General features: G+C 66.8%; 9 protein-coding genes. 5 read left to right on the plus strand and 4 right to left on the minus strand.

Features of this window, described 5'->3' with window-relative positions; genetic code table 11:
• Positions 1-38: 38 nt before the first annotated feature.
• On the minus strand, positions 39-2,099 hold the full coding sequence (locus tag ACPEH1_RS08715; RefSeq protein ID WP_423715645.1) for a TonB-dependent receptor domain-containing protein: 2,061 nt from the start codon (positions 2,097-2,099) through the stop codon (positions 39-41).
• Between the two features lie 247 nt (positions 2,100-2,346).
• Between ACPEH1_RS08715 and ACPEH1_RS08720 the strand changes: the two genes are divergently transcribed.
• Complete coding sequence (locus tag ACPEH1_RS08720) at positions 2,347-2,907, plus strand: M48 family metalloprotease (RefSeq protein ID WP_026070795.1); 561 nt, start codon at positions 2,347-2,349, stop codon at positions 2,905-2,907.
• Between the two features lie 134 nt (positions 2,908-3,041).
• The gene (locus ACPEH1_RS08725; protein ID WP_262071451.1) at positions 3,042-3,488 is read left to right on the plus strand and encodes a DUF6713 family protein; all 447 of its coding nucleotides are present in this window, start codon (positions 3,042-3,044) and stop codon (positions 3,486-3,488) included.
• Here ACPEH1_RS08725 and ACPEH1_RS08730 read toward each other — a convergent pair.
• Positions 3,434-4,990, minus strand: a complete 1,557-nt coding sequence (locus ACPEH1_RS08730; RefSeq protein WP_423715646.1) for an EAL domain-containing protein — start codon at positions 4,988-4,990, stop codon at positions 3,434-3,436. The two genes, ACPEH1_RS08725 and ACPEH1_RS08730, sit on opposite strands and share 55 nt — an antisense overlap.
• A gap of 320 nt (positions 4,991-5,310) precedes the next feature.
• On the opposite strand from ACPEH1_RS08730, the gene ACPEH1_RS08735 reads away from it, so the two are divergent.
• The 3 genes from ACPEH1_RS08735 to ACPEH1_RS08745 all read left to right on the plus strand — a co-directional run bounded on the left by ACPEH1_RS08735 (position 5,311) and on the right by ACPEH1_RS08745 (position 10,802).
• Positions 5,311-7,641: a TonB-dependent receptor gene (locus ACPEH1_RS08735; protein WP_423715647.1), complete on the plus strand. Its 2,331-nt coding sequence runs from the start codon at positions 5,311-5,313 to the stop codon at positions 7,639-7,641.
• A 92-nt stretch (positions 7,642-7,733) separates the two neighbouring features.
• A complete protein-coding gene (locus ACPEH1_RS08740; protein ID WP_136004795.1) occupies positions 7,734-9,389 on the plus strand; it encodes an acetolactate synthase large subunit in 1,656 nt (551 codons plus the stop codon).
• A gap of 30 nt (positions 9,390-9,419) precedes the next feature.
• Positions 9,420-10,802, plus strand: coding sequence for an aldehyde dehydrogenase family protein (locus tag ACPEH1_RS08745; RefSeq protein ID WP_423715648.1), 1,383 nt, complete (start codon positions 9,420-9,422; stop codon positions 10,800-10,802).
• A gap of 74 nt (positions 10,803-10,876) precedes the next feature.
• Here ACPEH1_RS08745 and ACPEH1_RS08750 read toward each other — a convergent pair whose 3' ends face one another.
• Both ACPEH1_RS08750 and ACPEH1_RS08755 read right to left on the minus strand, forming a co-directional pair.
• Positions 10,877-12,517, minus strand: a complete 1,641-nt coding sequence (locus ACPEH1_RS08750; protein WP_313218081.1) for a fatty acid--CoA ligase — start codon at positions 12,515-12,517, stop codon at positions 10,877-10,879.
• 24 nt (positions 12,518-12,541) lie between these two features.
• Positions 12,542-14,386: a 3-hydroxybutyrate oligomer hydrolase family protein gene (locus tag ACPEH1_RS08755; protein ID WP_423715649.1), complete on the minus strand. Its 1,845-nt coding sequence runs from the start codon at positions 14,384-14,386 to the stop codon at positions 12,542-12,544.
• Positions 14,387-14,446: the final 60 nt, after the last annotated feature.

Consider the following 14,446-nt stretch of genomic DNA (forward strand, 5'->3'; position numbering starts at 1 on the left):
CTTCCGGGAATGCCAGCCGCTCGCCGGCACCGCGCAGCTCAGAACCGCGCGGTTGCTCCGACGAAGAAGGTGCGCGCACCGCCGTCGTAATTGTTGCCCTCGTCCACGGTGGAGACGTCGCCCAGGTTGAGCACGCCTGCACGCAGGGTCAGGCTCTCATTGACGTCGTAGCCGGTGACCAGATCCCAGGTGGTGTACGCCTTGGCGAAGGTGGGGCTGGTGCTGGACACCAGCTGCTTGCCGATATGCTGCGCACTCAGGTTGAGCGACCACGCGTCGGTCACCTGCCAGTCCAGCGAGGTGTTGGCGGTCAGCTTGGGCACCACCAGCAGGTTGGCGCCGGTGGTGCGGTTCTTCGATTCAAGCATGCGGGTGGCGTTGGTGGTCCAGCGCAGCCGCTCGTGCAGGGGAACCGTCACGCTCGCCTCCACGCCGCGGGTGCGCGCCTTCTGGATGTTCTGCGCCACCGTCCACCAGAACCCGTTGACGAAGCTGGAGCTGTAGCCCGGGATGTCACGCAGCGGCACCTGTTCGATCTTGTCGTCGAAGTCGGTCAGGAAGTAGGTCGCCGACGCGGACCAGCCGTCGCGGTCGAAGCCGGCACCCAGCTCGTAGTTGGTGCTGGTTTCCGGCTCCAGGTTCGGGTTGCCCGCCATGTAGCAGCCGGTGGTGCCGTCGGCGCTGACCGAACGGCTGGTCCAGCCTTCCACGGTCAGGCTGCGGCAGCCGTTGCCGCCCGACTGCGTGGCCGCGCCGGCACTGCCCTGCTTGAGGTTGGGCGCGCGGAAGCCCTGCGACACGCCGCCCCGGATCGTCCACGCATCCGACGGGTGCCACACGCCGTAGATGCGCGGGCTCAGGTTGTCGTCGTAGTTCTCGGTGTTGTCCCAGCGCAGGCCCACGGTGAGGGTGAAGCGCTCGTGCAGGGCAATATGGTCTTCAGCGAACAGGGCCCAGGCATCGGCTTCGTTGGTTGGGCTGATGCGGCCACTGCCGCTCCACGTCACCGGCACCGTGCCGATGGTGTCGCTGTTCGTCAGCGCCTCGCGCTTCCACTGGCCGCCCACGTTCAGACGATGCTCGACGCCCCACTCGAAGCCGGTCGAGAACGCCGTGTCGAACACGGTTTCCCTGGAGTGGTTGCCCACCTGGCTGCCCTTGTCCTTGTAGTCGTTCCAGGTCAAGGTGCTTTTGGACGTGCTGGCATCGCCGTAGCGGCCATCATGGGTGGCCGCATAGCCGGTGTGCACCAGCTTGGACAGGCCCCAGGCGCCGAGCGTGCCGGCGCCCTTGTTGCGCTGCACGCCGCGCGATGCCTCCACGCCCACGGTGTGGTCGTCATTGATCGCCCAGTTGAGCAGCGCGTTGGCGTTCTCGGCCTTGTTGCCCGGTGTCTGCCCACGGACCCGATCGGACGCGCGATCGGTCACGTTGGCACCCACGCGCAGGCCCAGGCTCTCGGTCAACGGGCCGCTGAAGAGCGCGCCCGCCTGTACGGTATCGCCTCGGGTGGACGAATCCGGCGCGCTGTAGTTGTAGGTCACCGAACCGCCCCATTCGGGGGCGATCTTGCGGGTGATGATGTTGATCACCCCGCCCATCGCATCGGAGCCATACAGCGAGGACATCGGACCGCGGACCACCTCGATGCGCTCGATCATGTCCGGCGACAGCCAGTTCAGATCCTGCGGACCGAGATCGTCGCGGTAGTTCACGCCGGAGGAATTGCCCTGGCGACGCCCGTCGATGAGAATCAGCGTGTATTGCTCGGGCAGTCCGCGCAGGCGGATTTTGGACTGGGCACCGGACAGCGCGTAGCCGCCGGTCACGCCGGGCACCGTGCTCAACAGCTGGCCGATGCTGGAGACCGGCTTGCGCTCGATCTCCTCGCGGGAGATGACGGTGATGCTGGCCGGGGCATCTTTGATCCACTGCTGGGCACCGGTCGCAGTGACTACGACGGTATCCATGTCCTTGGCAGCGGCTGACGCGGACGCATCGCCGTTGACGGCCGCCTGCGCCGGGCTGCACAGGGCAATGGCAATCGCGGTGGCAAGCGTGGCGGCGGTGTGGGCAAGCGTGGGGGAAGCAACGCGCATCGGGCAAACTCCTGAAAAATAAGGGTCCGCTGGCGATGGCTGGGACGTCCGTGTAACGAGGGCTTTAGATAACGTTAACAATGGTATCACGACGCATTCGCATTTGACACACGACGACACATGGCGCGCGGCGGATGCGTGCGGCAAACATCCTGCAACGACACGCCAAACCGCGGCCGCCAACACGACGTAGAAAGAACGCTCCGCAGTCCCGCACGCGCAGGGCTGCATCACCCGGGAGCATTCCATGTCCATGACCACCGACCAGGCGGGCGCCTTCGTCACCGCCGCGCTGTCGAAAATCTCCGAACTGTTCTATGCCGGCGCCACCCCAACTGCCTTCGATATGCCGATGGTGGGCAAGGTCATCACCGAGGAGGGTGAGCAGCCCAATGGCAACCTGACCCCGATCGACGAAGAGATGGGTCTGGTGGTCAGCAAGGGCCTGCTGGCGCTGCACGACGATCTCACCATCAAGTTCGCCCTCGGCCATGAGCTCGGGCATGGCACCAGCCTGCATATCCTCAGCCAGGTGGGATTGGAAGGCATCAGCGGGCAGGCCACCGAGGTGATCGCCGATCTGAGCGCGGCCTATATCCTCGTGCAGCTCGGCAGCACCTGGGACGCGGTGATCGGATCGATCAGCACCTGGCGCGACACGGATATTTTCGATGCCCATGCCAGCGGCCACCATCCGCCGGGCGACGAGCGCGTCGCCCATGTGCGGGCGCTGCAGGGTCTGATCGGGAAGAAAGTGGCGTTCAAGGATGCCGCTTACCAGATCTGCAACCCGCTGCCGCGTTCCTGAGAACAGCGCGGTGCGCAGGGAGAACAGGACACCGATGCGCTGAAGCCAGGTCGCAGGGATCGCGATCCGTATCGCGCATGGCGGGTCGCCGCTATCATTCCCCCTCGCAAGGAATGCTCCGGGGGAATGATGTAATGGACACCAAGGCACCACCACGCGCTGCAATGGAACACCTGTACTTCGGCACCGCCCTCGCACTCGTGCTGCATCAGATCGATGCCGCGTTCTGGCACGAATGGGACATGTTCGCCGTCCCCGGCGGCATCCAGGGCTTTCTGGTGTTCAATCTCGTCGCGGTCGGTGCCGTGCTGTGGGGCTACCGCAGCGTGACACTCGGCCTGCGCTCCGCGCGACGGTGGTCAATGGGCTGCGGTGCGCTTGGCATTGGCACGGCGGCACTGCACACCGCGTTTGCCGTGGCCGGGCATCCGGCGTTCGGCCTGCCGCTGTCGATGCTGACGTTGCTGCTGTGTTTTGCGCTGGGGGTGGCGCTGGTGGCCGTGGCGTACCGCCGCACGGGTCGTGATCACTCCAGTGGCAGGCGGTCCGACGCCACCGGCCGCCCAAGCAGCCAACCCTGACCGATCCCACCCGGCACCAGTGACAGCATGTGCGATGCCTGCTCCTCGGTCTCGACTCCTTCAACGATCAGGTCCAGATCCAGGGCGGCGGCCATCGCCGCGATGGACTGCACCACCTGGGTCACCGCCGAGGCCGTGCCGATCGCCCGGGTGAAGCGGCGGTCCATCTTGATGGCGGTGATCGGCAGTTCGGTCAGATACGCGAAGTTGGAGTAGCCGGTGCCGAAGTCATCCACGTAGAAGCGATACCCGAGTGACTTGAGCTCAAGCATGCAGGCGGCAAGGTCGTGATGGTCGGCCGTCGCGCGTTCGGTCAGCTCCAGCACGATCTGGTGCGGGCGCAGGCCCAGGCGGCGCACCTCATCGTGCACATAGCGCCGGAAGTTACGGTCCAGGAGGTCCTGCGAGGTAAGGTTGATGCTCAGGTAGAAGGCGGCGTTGCCGCGCAGCCGCCCGGCCATCTCGCCCAGTGCGATGCGCACCAGCCGCTTGGCCATGCAGGTGCCAAGGCCGTCGCGTTCGGCCAGCGGAACGAACCGGTCAGGCGGAATCTCGCGCCCATCCTCGGTTCGCCACCGCGCCAGTGCCTCCACGCCCAGCAGCTGCCGGTCCGACAGTGCGCGGATCGGCTGATACACCATCGACAGCCCCTGGCCATCGATCGCGCGCCGGAGCTGGGCGAGCAGGGAGCGACGACGCTCCCGATACTCGTGGACCGCCAGCGCGATGCCTGCGCCCGCCAGGGCGCCCAGCACTGCAAGCGACAGGGAGAACCACCACGGTTCCACCAGCACGCTCGATCCGGATTTGCGGGCCGACACGCAGATATCGAACGCGGTACTGCAGCGCCACGCCAGACGCGTTGCCCCGACGTCCAGCGCGGACGCCGCCTCACCGACGGTCACGCCCTGCGAGTCGCCAAAGCGCTGGAACAGGTGCTTGCCGTCGCGCGTGGCAACCACCACGCCCATGCCAGCCGGCGCACGGCTGACCCGATCGAATGCAATGGGTGATGTTGTCACCACCACGCCGTCGCGGGCGGCCAGATCAGCGGCGATATCGGCACCGAAGACCCCCGGCAACGCGTGCCAGAGGGCGAAACCGCGTACGCGCCGGTCTGGCGGGGGCAACGGCGAGGGCACGGCAAAGACGCCCCAGGAGGCCGTGCAGCGAACCGCGCCGTCCGCCACGCGTCCGACATCGCGCACGTAGTGCGACTGGATCGCCAGTTGCCGGAGATCCGACAGATCTTCCTCGGTGCACGCCGGGCCCGGCAGTGCCGCAGCACGGTCCAGTGCCTTCACCGATGCCGATGCGACCAGCTCTGCATGGTCCAGCACGAGGTCCGCATAGGCATTGAGCGCGCGATCATCGCGCTGCACCACCACCACCTGCGCGCCCACCAGGGTCACCGCCGCCCCGAGCGCGGCGGCACACAGAATGCGACCGATACCGGCACCTGGCGCCAAGCTGCCCCACCGCGAACGCACTGTCTGGCGCATCTGTACTTCCCTGTCTGGATGCCAATCTGCCTCGGATGAGACCGTATCAGTAACCGGTGTCATCTGCGTCGTTCTTATCGGCGACGGCGCCGCTCGCCTTGAGCCCTGCGGGGCATGGCCGCGTGCAGGCTGGACGCGGGAACTCTTCCTGCCTGCGCCGCCGGTCATGCGCCCCGTGGCAAGTCGGTTGTCGGCGGACGGACCGCCGACCGAGCGGCCGCCGCATTGCGCCGGCCATCCGCGTCTTGCGACGCTGCACACGCCAATTGCCGCCGTGAATGTGATGTTATAACATCCCGCCTCTTTCAAAAGGGGGATGTATGCGTCGTCAGGTACTTGCAGTCGCCATTCTTTTATCCATCCACAGTGCCTACGCGGCGGAGGACATCACGCTAGCCACGGTCCGCGTCAACGCCGATGGCCCGTCACGCATCGACAGCATCGTGGTGGTCCAGAACCGCCAGGCGCAGAACCGTACGCTCGGCACTCTGCTTGAGCATGTGTCCGGGGTGCAGAGCAGCGCCTTCGGACCGAACGCGGGCGCTCCGGTAATCCGCAGCCTGAGCGGCAACCGGGTGCAGATACTGGAGGATGGCCAGTCCATCCTCGGCCTGAACGCATTGAGCGGCGACATCAACATTCCCTTCGACCCGCTGTTTGTCCGCAGCGTCACGCTCAACAAGTCATCGGACACCGTCCGTTATGGCGGCAACGCGCTGGGCGGCAGCGTCAACATCGATTCCGGCCTGATCTCCCGGACGATGGAAGACCAGGACCAGGCGATGGAACTGGTACTGCGAAAAGGGTTCAACGCCGCCGACGCCCAGGGCTTCCGCATGAATTTCAACAACCGGCGCAACCTGTCCACGAACCTGCAGATGTCGGTCCAGCGGATCTCGCACTACGACATTCCGGGCAACAGCAAGGCCGCGGTGTGCGACAGCCAGCTTTTCCCGGCCACAGGCGGGGTCAACAGCGCGCTCGCCGACGCGTGCCAGAAGGAGGCGAGGGTGCAGCAGATCTACAACAAAGCCTCGCAGCCCTACATCGATCAGTTCATGACGGAAAATCCCGACTGGGCCGACGGTGACTTCTCCTTCTACACCAACGCACCCCGTTCGGTGTGGATGGGCAAGACCTATGTCAATCCGGTGAACCCTGCGTATCAGAAGGGCACGCCGTCGTATGTGACAAGCAGGATCAACCGCGATGTGACGCCCAACTACCACGGCACACTCGGCAACAGCTACGCAAAGAACACGCATCTCGGCGTGGGCTCCACGTACTTCTTCGACCGTGGCCATGTGGGCGTCAGCCTGGATGCCACGGACAGCACCTACGGCGTACCCGGCTTCTCGATGGAGAACCAGTCCTTCGGGGCGGATGCCACCCGCGACCGTCCGGTAGGCGTCAAGCTCACGCAGGACAAAGTGGCGATCGAAGGCCGGCTGCTGGACCCGCTGCCCTTCCTCGACAGCGCCGAGCTGCGGGCCTCCCGGTTAAGCAATACGTCGGGCGAGTACCTGGGCACCTCCAAGGCCAATGCGTACCGATTCGACACCACCCAGGCCGAACTGCTGCTGGCGCAGCGGCCACGTGGGCCGCTCAGCGGTGTGCTCGGCCTGAATCATCGCACCCGCGACGTGGACGGCGAGGGCAAAGATCGCTACCTGCCAGACGTCATCACCGACAGCAGCGCGGTATTCGTCAAACAGACCCTGGCGTTCGATCGCGCCACCTTCGATGCCGGATACCGGCACGAACGTGTGGCGCACGACATCAGGGAAAGCCGCTTCACCCCCTCACGCAATTCCCCCAACATGCGACTGGCGGGCCGGTCCTACGCGCTCAACAGCTACAACGTCGGCAGCTATGTGAGGCTTGGCCCTCTCTTCGGTGCCAAGGTCCGCTACGCGTCCTCGCAACGGGCACCCGACATCAACGAGCTGTACGCCAGCAACCGCCACTACTCGATCATGACCCAGGAGGAGGGCAACCAGAACCTCCTGCCGGAACGTGCCCGGACCACCGAACTGACCCTGCTGTTCAACAGCGGTGGGCTGCAGGCCACGGCGACCGCGTATCGGATGAAGGTCGACGACTTCCTCTACCAGGGCTACGCGGGCCTGCAGACCGCCAACCGCTTGCCGCTGAAGTACTGGAAGCAGACCGATACCACCGTCAAAGGGTTCGAGGTGGACCTGGCGCAGTCGCTGGCGCTTGGACACGCCGGCACGCTCACGTTGGCTGCCTTTGCCGACCTGGTGAAGAACCGGGCCGACCATCCCGACCGTCTGCGCGCACACAACGACGGTGCGTACCTGCCCAACATGCCCACCAACCGCTACGGTGCGAACCTGGCATGGGCGCGGGAGGGCTGGACCGCGCGGCTGTCCAGTACCTACTACGACACGCAACGCTACCTGGGAAAGAACGTCAGCCAGGAAGTGCCGCTGGATGCGTTCAACCTGGTGGACCTGCAGCTCAGCCGTGCATTCGCCGTGCGCAACGCGTTCGCGTCATCCGTCGAGGTATTCCTCAATGGCTCCAACCTCCTCAATGAGGATGCGCGTCCACACAATTCACCGCTGAAGTACATCGCCCCGTTGCCCGGCCGTGGGTTCCAGGTCGGGGTAACGGTACGGATGTAGCCTGGATTGCGCCCCCCTGGGGGGGCGCAGCCACGGCGTCTTCGCATCGCCAGGGGTATAGTCGGAGCATCCTCAGCACAGAGATCGACGCGATGCAGAAGGGCTCGGATCTACTGGTCAAGGCGCTCGAGAACGAAGGCGTGGACCGCATCTTTGGCGTGCCGGGTGAGGAGAACCTGGACTTCCTGGAATCGCTGCGCGGCTCGCGCATCGAACTGGTTCTCACACGCCACGAACAGGCGGCCGCGTTCATGGCCGCCACGCATGGCAGGCTCACCGGCCGGCCCGGCGTCTGCCTCGCGACGCTGGGTCCCGGCGCGCTGAACTTCTCGACCGGCGCGGCCTACGCCCACCTCGGCGCGTGGCCGATGATCCTCATCACCGGCCAGAAGGCAGTGATGAGCGCCAAACAGGCGCGGTTCCAGATCGTGGATATCGTGGCGTCGATGAAGCCGCTCACGAAAATGACACGTCAGATCGTCAGCCCGGCCTCCATTCCGGCCACGGTGCGCGATGCGTTCCGCGTGGCGATGGAAGACCGCCCCGGGCCCGTCCACCTGGAACTGCCGGAGGACATCGCCGGTGAGGAAGTGGAGGATGTCGCGGTCATACCGGTGCACCCGCTGGAGCGTCCCATCGCGCCGCCGGCCGCGCTCGACCGTGCCGAAGCGGCCATTCTTGCAGCCAGGCGGCCACTGGTGATGATCGGCGCGGCGTGCAGCCGGCCGTGGCTGGCCGAGGCGTTGTCCGCGTTTGTGGCGCGCACGCGCCTGCCGTTCTTCAACACGCAGATGGGCAAGGGCGCCGTCACCGGCGGCTCCAACCTGTACGTGGGAACGGCCGCCCTCTCGGAGGGTGACTATGTGCACGAGGCCATCGCCCGGGCCGACCTGATCATCGCCATCGGCCACGACACCGTCGAAAAGCCGCCGTTCCTGATGAAGAGCAGCGGTGGGCCCAAGGTCATCCATATCAGCTTCCAGTCCGCCACGGTCGAACAGGTCTACCACCCGGATATCGAGGTGCTGGGCGACATCGGCGCCTCGGTCGACGCACTGGCCGGCCGGCTGGAAGGACGCCTGCCCACCGATGAAGGCATGGTCGACCTGCGACAGAAGATCCTCGCCCGTCTCAACGACCGCGCCGAGGAAGATCGCTTCCCGGTCACCCCGCAACGTCTGGTGCATGACGTGCGCCAGTCCATGCCGGACGACGGCATCGTCTGCCTCGACAACGGCATGTACAAGATCTGGTTCGCCCGCAATTACCGCACGCATGTGGCCAACACACTGCTGCTCGACAACGCGCTCGCCACGATGGGCGCCGGCCTGCCGTCGGCCATGATGGCGGCGATGCTGTACCCGCAGCGTCGCGTCATGGCGGTGTGCGGAGACGGCGGGTTCATGATGAATTCGCAGGAGATGGAAACCGCCGTGCGGCTGGGGCTCAACCTGGTGGTGGTGATCCTCAATGACAGCGCTTACGGCATGATCCGCTGGAAGCAGGCGGTGGATGGTTTCGAGGACTTCGGCATGCGGTTTGGCAATCCGGATTTCGTAAAGTACGCCGAAGCCTACGGCGCCAAGGGCTCCCGGGTGACAGCCGTCGACCAGCTGGTGCCGATGATCGAGGCCGCCTTCGTCGGTGGCGGCGTTCACGTGGTGGATGTGCCGATCGACTATTCCGAGAACACCCGCGTACTGGTGGATGAGCTGCGCAATCGCACGCCGGTGGTCGGCTGCGCGTAGGCACGCTCTCCCTTTGGCAAGGAATTCAACATGCTGACCGTCGTACAGGCTTTCGACCGCGCGCCCATCGCAGAGATCGGCGTTGACAGTGCCGCCGCGCTGGAACGCAAGCTCAGCGCCGCCGAGCGGGTGTTCAAGGACCGCGACGGCTGGCTCCACCCTCATCAGCGCGCCGCGATCCTGCGCAGGCTCGCCGCCCTGATGGACGCAAGGCGCGAGCACCTGGCCCTGCAGATCGCCCGCGAGGGTGGCAAGCCGCTGCCGGATGCCATCGTCGAGACCACCCGTGCCATCGACGGCGTTCACAACGCCGCCGACGAACTGCGCAACTTTGCCGGCCGCGAGATCCCGATGGGCCTGTCGGCGGCCGCCGAGAATCGCTGGGCGTTCACCACCCGGGAACCCATCGGCATCGTGGCGGCCATCTCGGCGTTCAATCATCCGCTGAACCTGATCGTCCACCAGGTCGCCCCGGCCATCGCCGTTGGTTGCCCGGTCATCATCAAGCCGGCCTCCTCAACCCCGCTGTCATGCCTGGAGTTCGTGGCGATGGTGCACGAGGCGGGGCTGCCCGAACCGTGGTGCCAGAGTTTTCTGCCGGAAGGCAACGACCTGGCCGAGGCGCTTGCCACGGACAGACGCATTGCCTTCCTGAGTTTCATCGGCTCGGCGAGGGTAGGGTGGTCGCTGCATGCCAAGCTCGCCCACGGCGCGCGCGCGGCGCTGGAGCACGGCGGGGTCGCGCCGGCCATTGTCGACCGCAGTGCCGACCTGCCCGGCATCATCGAGCCGATCGTCAAGGGCGGCTACTACCACGCCGGCCAGGTGTGCGTGTCCACGCAGCGCATCTTCGTTCACGACGCCGTCGCCGAGGACTTCACCCAGGCCCTGATCGCCCGGGTGGAGCGCCTCCGCACCGGCGACCCGACGCTGCAGACCACCGAGGTGGGCCCGCTGATCCAGCCACGCGAGGCCGACCGCGTGGCTGAATGGATCGACGAAGCGGTGCGCGGCGGCGCGCAGTTGGTTGCTGGCGGGAGGCGGCTCTCCGACACCACACTGCAGCCCACCGTGCTGCTCAATCCGCCCGGCGACGCGCGGATCACCACGCAGGAGGTGTTCGGACCGGTGGTGGCGGTATACCGCTACGCCGGGCTGGACGAGGCGATATCGCGCGCCAACGCGCTGCCCACCGCGTTCCAGGCCAGCGTGTTCGCGCAGGATATCGATATCGCCCTGCGCGCCGCGAACCGGCTGGACGCCTCGGCCGTGATGATCAACGATCCCACCGCATTCCGCACCGACTGGATGCCCTTCGCGGGCCGCCGCGAGTCGGGCTACGGCACCGGTGGCATTCCGTACACCATGCGGGACATGTCGCAGGAGAAGATGATCCTGATGCGGCGGCGCTGAACGCTGCCAGCCGCCAACGTTTGCCCGCCTCTCGTCAGTTCCTATGCTCGGTGTGGATACCTGCGGCGTCGACCTCAGCCGGCGTCCGTGGCCGTGCCCACGTCATGCAGGCTGCGCAGCTTCTTCTTGTTGATCTTGCCCACGCTGGTGCGCTCGATGGCGTCAACGAAGCGGACCCGGTCCGGGATCGCGTAGCGGGAGATGTCGCCCGAGCGGCTGCGTGCGGCGACCAGCTCGATGATCTCCGCTTCGCTGACCTCGCTGCCGGCACGCCGGACCACCAGCGGCAAGGGGCGTTCGCCCCATTTCGTGTCGCTGATGCCGATGACGGCCACCTCGCTCACTGCCGGGTGCAGCGCAATGATGTCTTCCAGCGCAAGCGAGGAGATCCACTCGCCACCGGTTTTGATCACATCCTTGATGCGGTCGGCCACGCGCAGGTAGCCGCCCGGATCGATATTGCCGATGTCCCCGGTATGGAGGTAACCGCCTGCCCATAGCGCTGCCGAGGCGTCCGGATTGTGCAGATAGCCCTGCGTGAGCCAGGGCGCACGTACCACCACCTCGCCGGTCGCAATGCCATCGTGGGCAACGTCATGCATGTCTTCGTCGACGATGCGCAGGTCCACCAGCGGCACCGGGATGCCCGCCTTGGTCCGCAGCGAAAGCGCCTCGTCCGCATCGGTCAGGGCATCGACATCGATCTGGGCGAGGGTGAGCAGGGGGCAGGTCTCGGACATGCCGTAGCCGCCGAAAATGTCGATGCCAGCGGCCAGCGCCTGCTGCGCCAGCGCCCGCGGCAGTGCGGCGCCGCCGATGACCACTTTCCAGCGTCGAAGATCGGTCGTCGCGGCAGCGGGGTGGCCCAGCAGCATGTGCAGAATGGTCGGCACACAATGCGAGAACGTGACCTTTTCGCGGGCGATCAATCCCAGCAACCGCTCGGGCAGATAGCGTCCGGGGTACACCTGCTTGATGCCCATCAGCGTGGCCACATAGGGCAGGCCCCATGCGTGGACATGGAACATCGGCGTGATCGGCATGTACACGTCATCGCGGTGCAGGCGCCCCTGGCTGGCCGCACTGCCCAGCGCGGCCATCGCCGCCAGGGAATGCAGCACCAGTTGCCGGTGAGTGAAGTACACGCCTTTGGGCAGGCCGGTGGTGCCGGTCGTATAGAACGTGGTGGCGCGGGTGTTTTCATCGAAGTCCGGGAAGGCGGTGACCGCTGTGGCCTCCCGCAGACCGGCTTCGTACTCGGTCACGAAACCCGTTGGCAGCGGGCCATCGCCATCGTCCAGCAGAATCCGCGTGCGCAGGTCCGGCAGCTGTTCCTCGATGCTCTCCAGCATCGGCAGGAACTCACGGTTGGCCAGCAGCACCCGCGCGCCGCTGTGATTGAGCGTATAGGCGATCTGTTCGGGGGCCAGACGGATGTTCACCATCATCAGCACCGCACCGATCATCGGCACGGCGAAGTAGCTTTCCAGATAGCGGTTGCTGTCCCAGTCCATCACCGCCACGGTATCGCCGTGCTTGACTCCCAGCGATGTCAGCAGCCCGGCCAGTTGGCCGATGCGTGCCTGCAGGGTGCGGTAGTCGAAGCGCACCGTGTCGCCGTAGACGATCTCCTGTGCCGGATGGACCGCCAGTGGCGTGTGCAGGAGCTGCCTGATCAGCAGCGGGTAGGCATGGGCGTCGGGGGCATGGGACATGGGATCTTCCTGGAGGGCAACGCGTCAGCGGCTGACGGCCGTGGGGATGGACAGGTGGTCATGCCGCAGTGGCGCTTCGGCCCGAGGCGTCGGTTGGATGAGGGCATCCTGCGGCAGGGCGAGGGCGGCATCTTCAAGGTGATTCCACACCTGGTCCAGCGCGGCGAAGACGTAGGGCAGCAGGGGCACATAGCGCTTCCGGTAGTCCGGGAAGGCCAGCAGCGAGTCGAAATGCTGTGCGTGATTCACCCGCCAATAGGCGATCCGGGCCCCGGCGCTGCGGGCAAGCGGAACATAGCGGTCACTGGTCAGGTCGATGGGCACCAGCCCGTCGTCAACGCCGTGGATGACCACGATCGGCAGCCCGCGACGCGGTGCCTTCGCGGCGGCCTCGGCAATGCCGGCACGCACCCGGCGGGCATCGGCGCTGTCGCCCCTGCCAAGCCCGCGCAGACACTCAAGGCCGCGCAACGGCTGCTCTGCCGACGATGCCGCGCTGCCATCCACCAGCACCACGCCGTTGCCCGGCGGGATGCCGCTGCCCTCGCTCCACCAGGTGGCACGCAGGCCGACCGCTGCCGGGCCGGGCCTGCCGTCCGCGCCGGCAGCCGAGAAGCCGTAGCCGCAGGGATGCGCGCCCACGCTGTAGCGTCCATAGGATGAGGAATAGGTTGCCGCGATGGCACGCCACAGATCGAACCCCGCTGCGAACGCGCCGGCACGCAGGGCGCCGTCGCTCAGGCCCGCCTCGGCAAGCTGCTGCCGCGCCGACCGTGCCTGTGCCGCCGTGTCGTCGCCCTGAACCTCCCCGGCGGCGCGCAACTGTGCGCAGCGCATCGTGCCGGCCTGCGTTGCCTGTGCCTGCGGCGGCGGTTGTGGCAGATCCTCAAGTGCGAGCAACGCGCACGGCATCAGCAGCGCGGACTGGGTCACGACCTCGTACAGCGGCGGGGCGCCGGCCACCGAGACATTGGGCTCACCGGCCACCATCGCATCAAACGCATCTACGTCGAGCTCCGCTGCCCGCAGCACGGCGCCGCCGCCATTGGACACGCCCACGCCCAGCGTGCGGGTGTTGGCGTTGGTGAAGGGCGCGGCGCGGGGGTAGGCGCGGTCCAGCGCCTGCTGGCCAAACTGCAGCGCCTGCAGCAGATGCCGGCCCCAATCCGCTTCCGGGTTGTCGCCCGAATGCGCGTGCTTGACGGCGATGCCGCGCGTGGCCATTGCATCGGCGGGGATGAATGCCAATGCGCCCTCGGTGGCGGGCGTGCCGTCCGCCTGGACGCCGGCGCGGGCGTCCAGATCGTAGTAGTCGCTGCCGGCACCCTTGTCGGTGTAGGCGACCGCGCACCCGCGCGCCAGTCCCCAGCTCCCGGCCACCGCAACGGCCCCATAGATGCCTCGCGAACCGGAGGAGGCGGCCACCACCAGGCAGCGCCGCGCACCATCGAAGGTGTCGGGCACCTGCACCAGCACGCGATGCGGGTGGCGCGCGCCGGGCACCCGCGCATACGCCGAGAACTCGCGGCCCGGCACCCCCTGCAATGACCCATACACCTCGCCAAAGCCACCGCCGGGGGTGAGGTCGGCGATGCCGCGCCAGCTGCTCCAGATCGCGCGGCGACGGGCCTCGTCCGCCGTCGGCTGGGCCGCGGCGGCGAACGGCGGCGCGTTGTTGGAACGCAGGGCGTCGATCCCCAGTCCTGCGGTCAGCAGATCATCACTGCCGCGGTGCAGCGTTTCCCGCCACTGCTCGAACACGGGCGATGCCGCGAGGGGGCGGGGCGGGGCCGCATCGGCAACGGACGCGCAGGCCGACAGCAGCGGCAGCGCGGCGCACAACAGGGACGCAGGACGGAGGTGGCTCATCGCGTTACCGTAGCAAGCCCGGCCGGTTCCGCCAGCGTACCTAGGTACCAGTGCCGCGCA

Source organism: Stenotrophomonas sp. NPDC077421 (genome assembly GCF_049545505.1).
GTDB lineage: Bacteria > Pseudomonadota > Gammaproteobacteria > Xanthomonadales > Xanthomonadaceae > Stenotrophomonas > Stenotrophomonas nematodicola.

Bases quoted from the DNA above. Each gene is read 5' to 3' on its own strand.
- ACPEH1_RS08715 (WP_423715645.1), bottom strand. From the start codon at position 2,099: ATGCGCGTTGCTTCCCCCACGCTTGCCCACACCGCCGCCACGCTTGCC.
- ACPEH1_RS08720 (WP_026070795.1), top strand. From the start codon at position 2,347: ATGTCCATGACCACCGACCAGGCGGGCGCCTTCGTCACCGCCGCGCTG.
- ACPEH1_RS08725 (WP_262071451.1), top strand. From the start codon at position 3,042: ATGGACACCAAGGCACCACCACGCGCTGCAATGGAACACCTGTACTTC.
- ACPEH1_RS08730 (WP_423715646.1), bottom strand. From the start codon at position 4,990: ATGCGCCAGACAGTGCGTTCGCGGTGGGGCAGCTTGGCGCCAGGTGCC.
- ACPEH1_RS08735 (WP_423715647.1), top strand. From the start codon at position 5,311: ATGCGTCGTCAGGTACTTGCAGTCGCCATTCTTTTATCCATCCACAGT.
- ACPEH1_RS08740 (WP_136004795.1), top strand. From the start codon at position 7,734: ATGCAGAAGGGCTCGGATCTACTGGTCAAGGCGCTCGAGAACGAAGGC.
- ACPEH1_RS08745 (WP_423715648.1), top strand. From the start codon at position 9,420: ATGCTGACCGTCGTACAGGCTTTCGACCGCGCGCCCATCGCAGAGATC.
- ACPEH1_RS08750 (WP_313218081.1), bottom strand. From the start codon at position 12,517: ATGTCCCATGCCCCCGACGCCCATGCCTACCCGCTGCTGATCAGGCAG.
- ACPEH1_RS08755 (WP_423715649.1), bottom strand. From the start codon at position 14,386: ATGAGCCACCTCCGTCCTGCGTCCCTGTTGTGCGCCGCGCTGCCGCTG.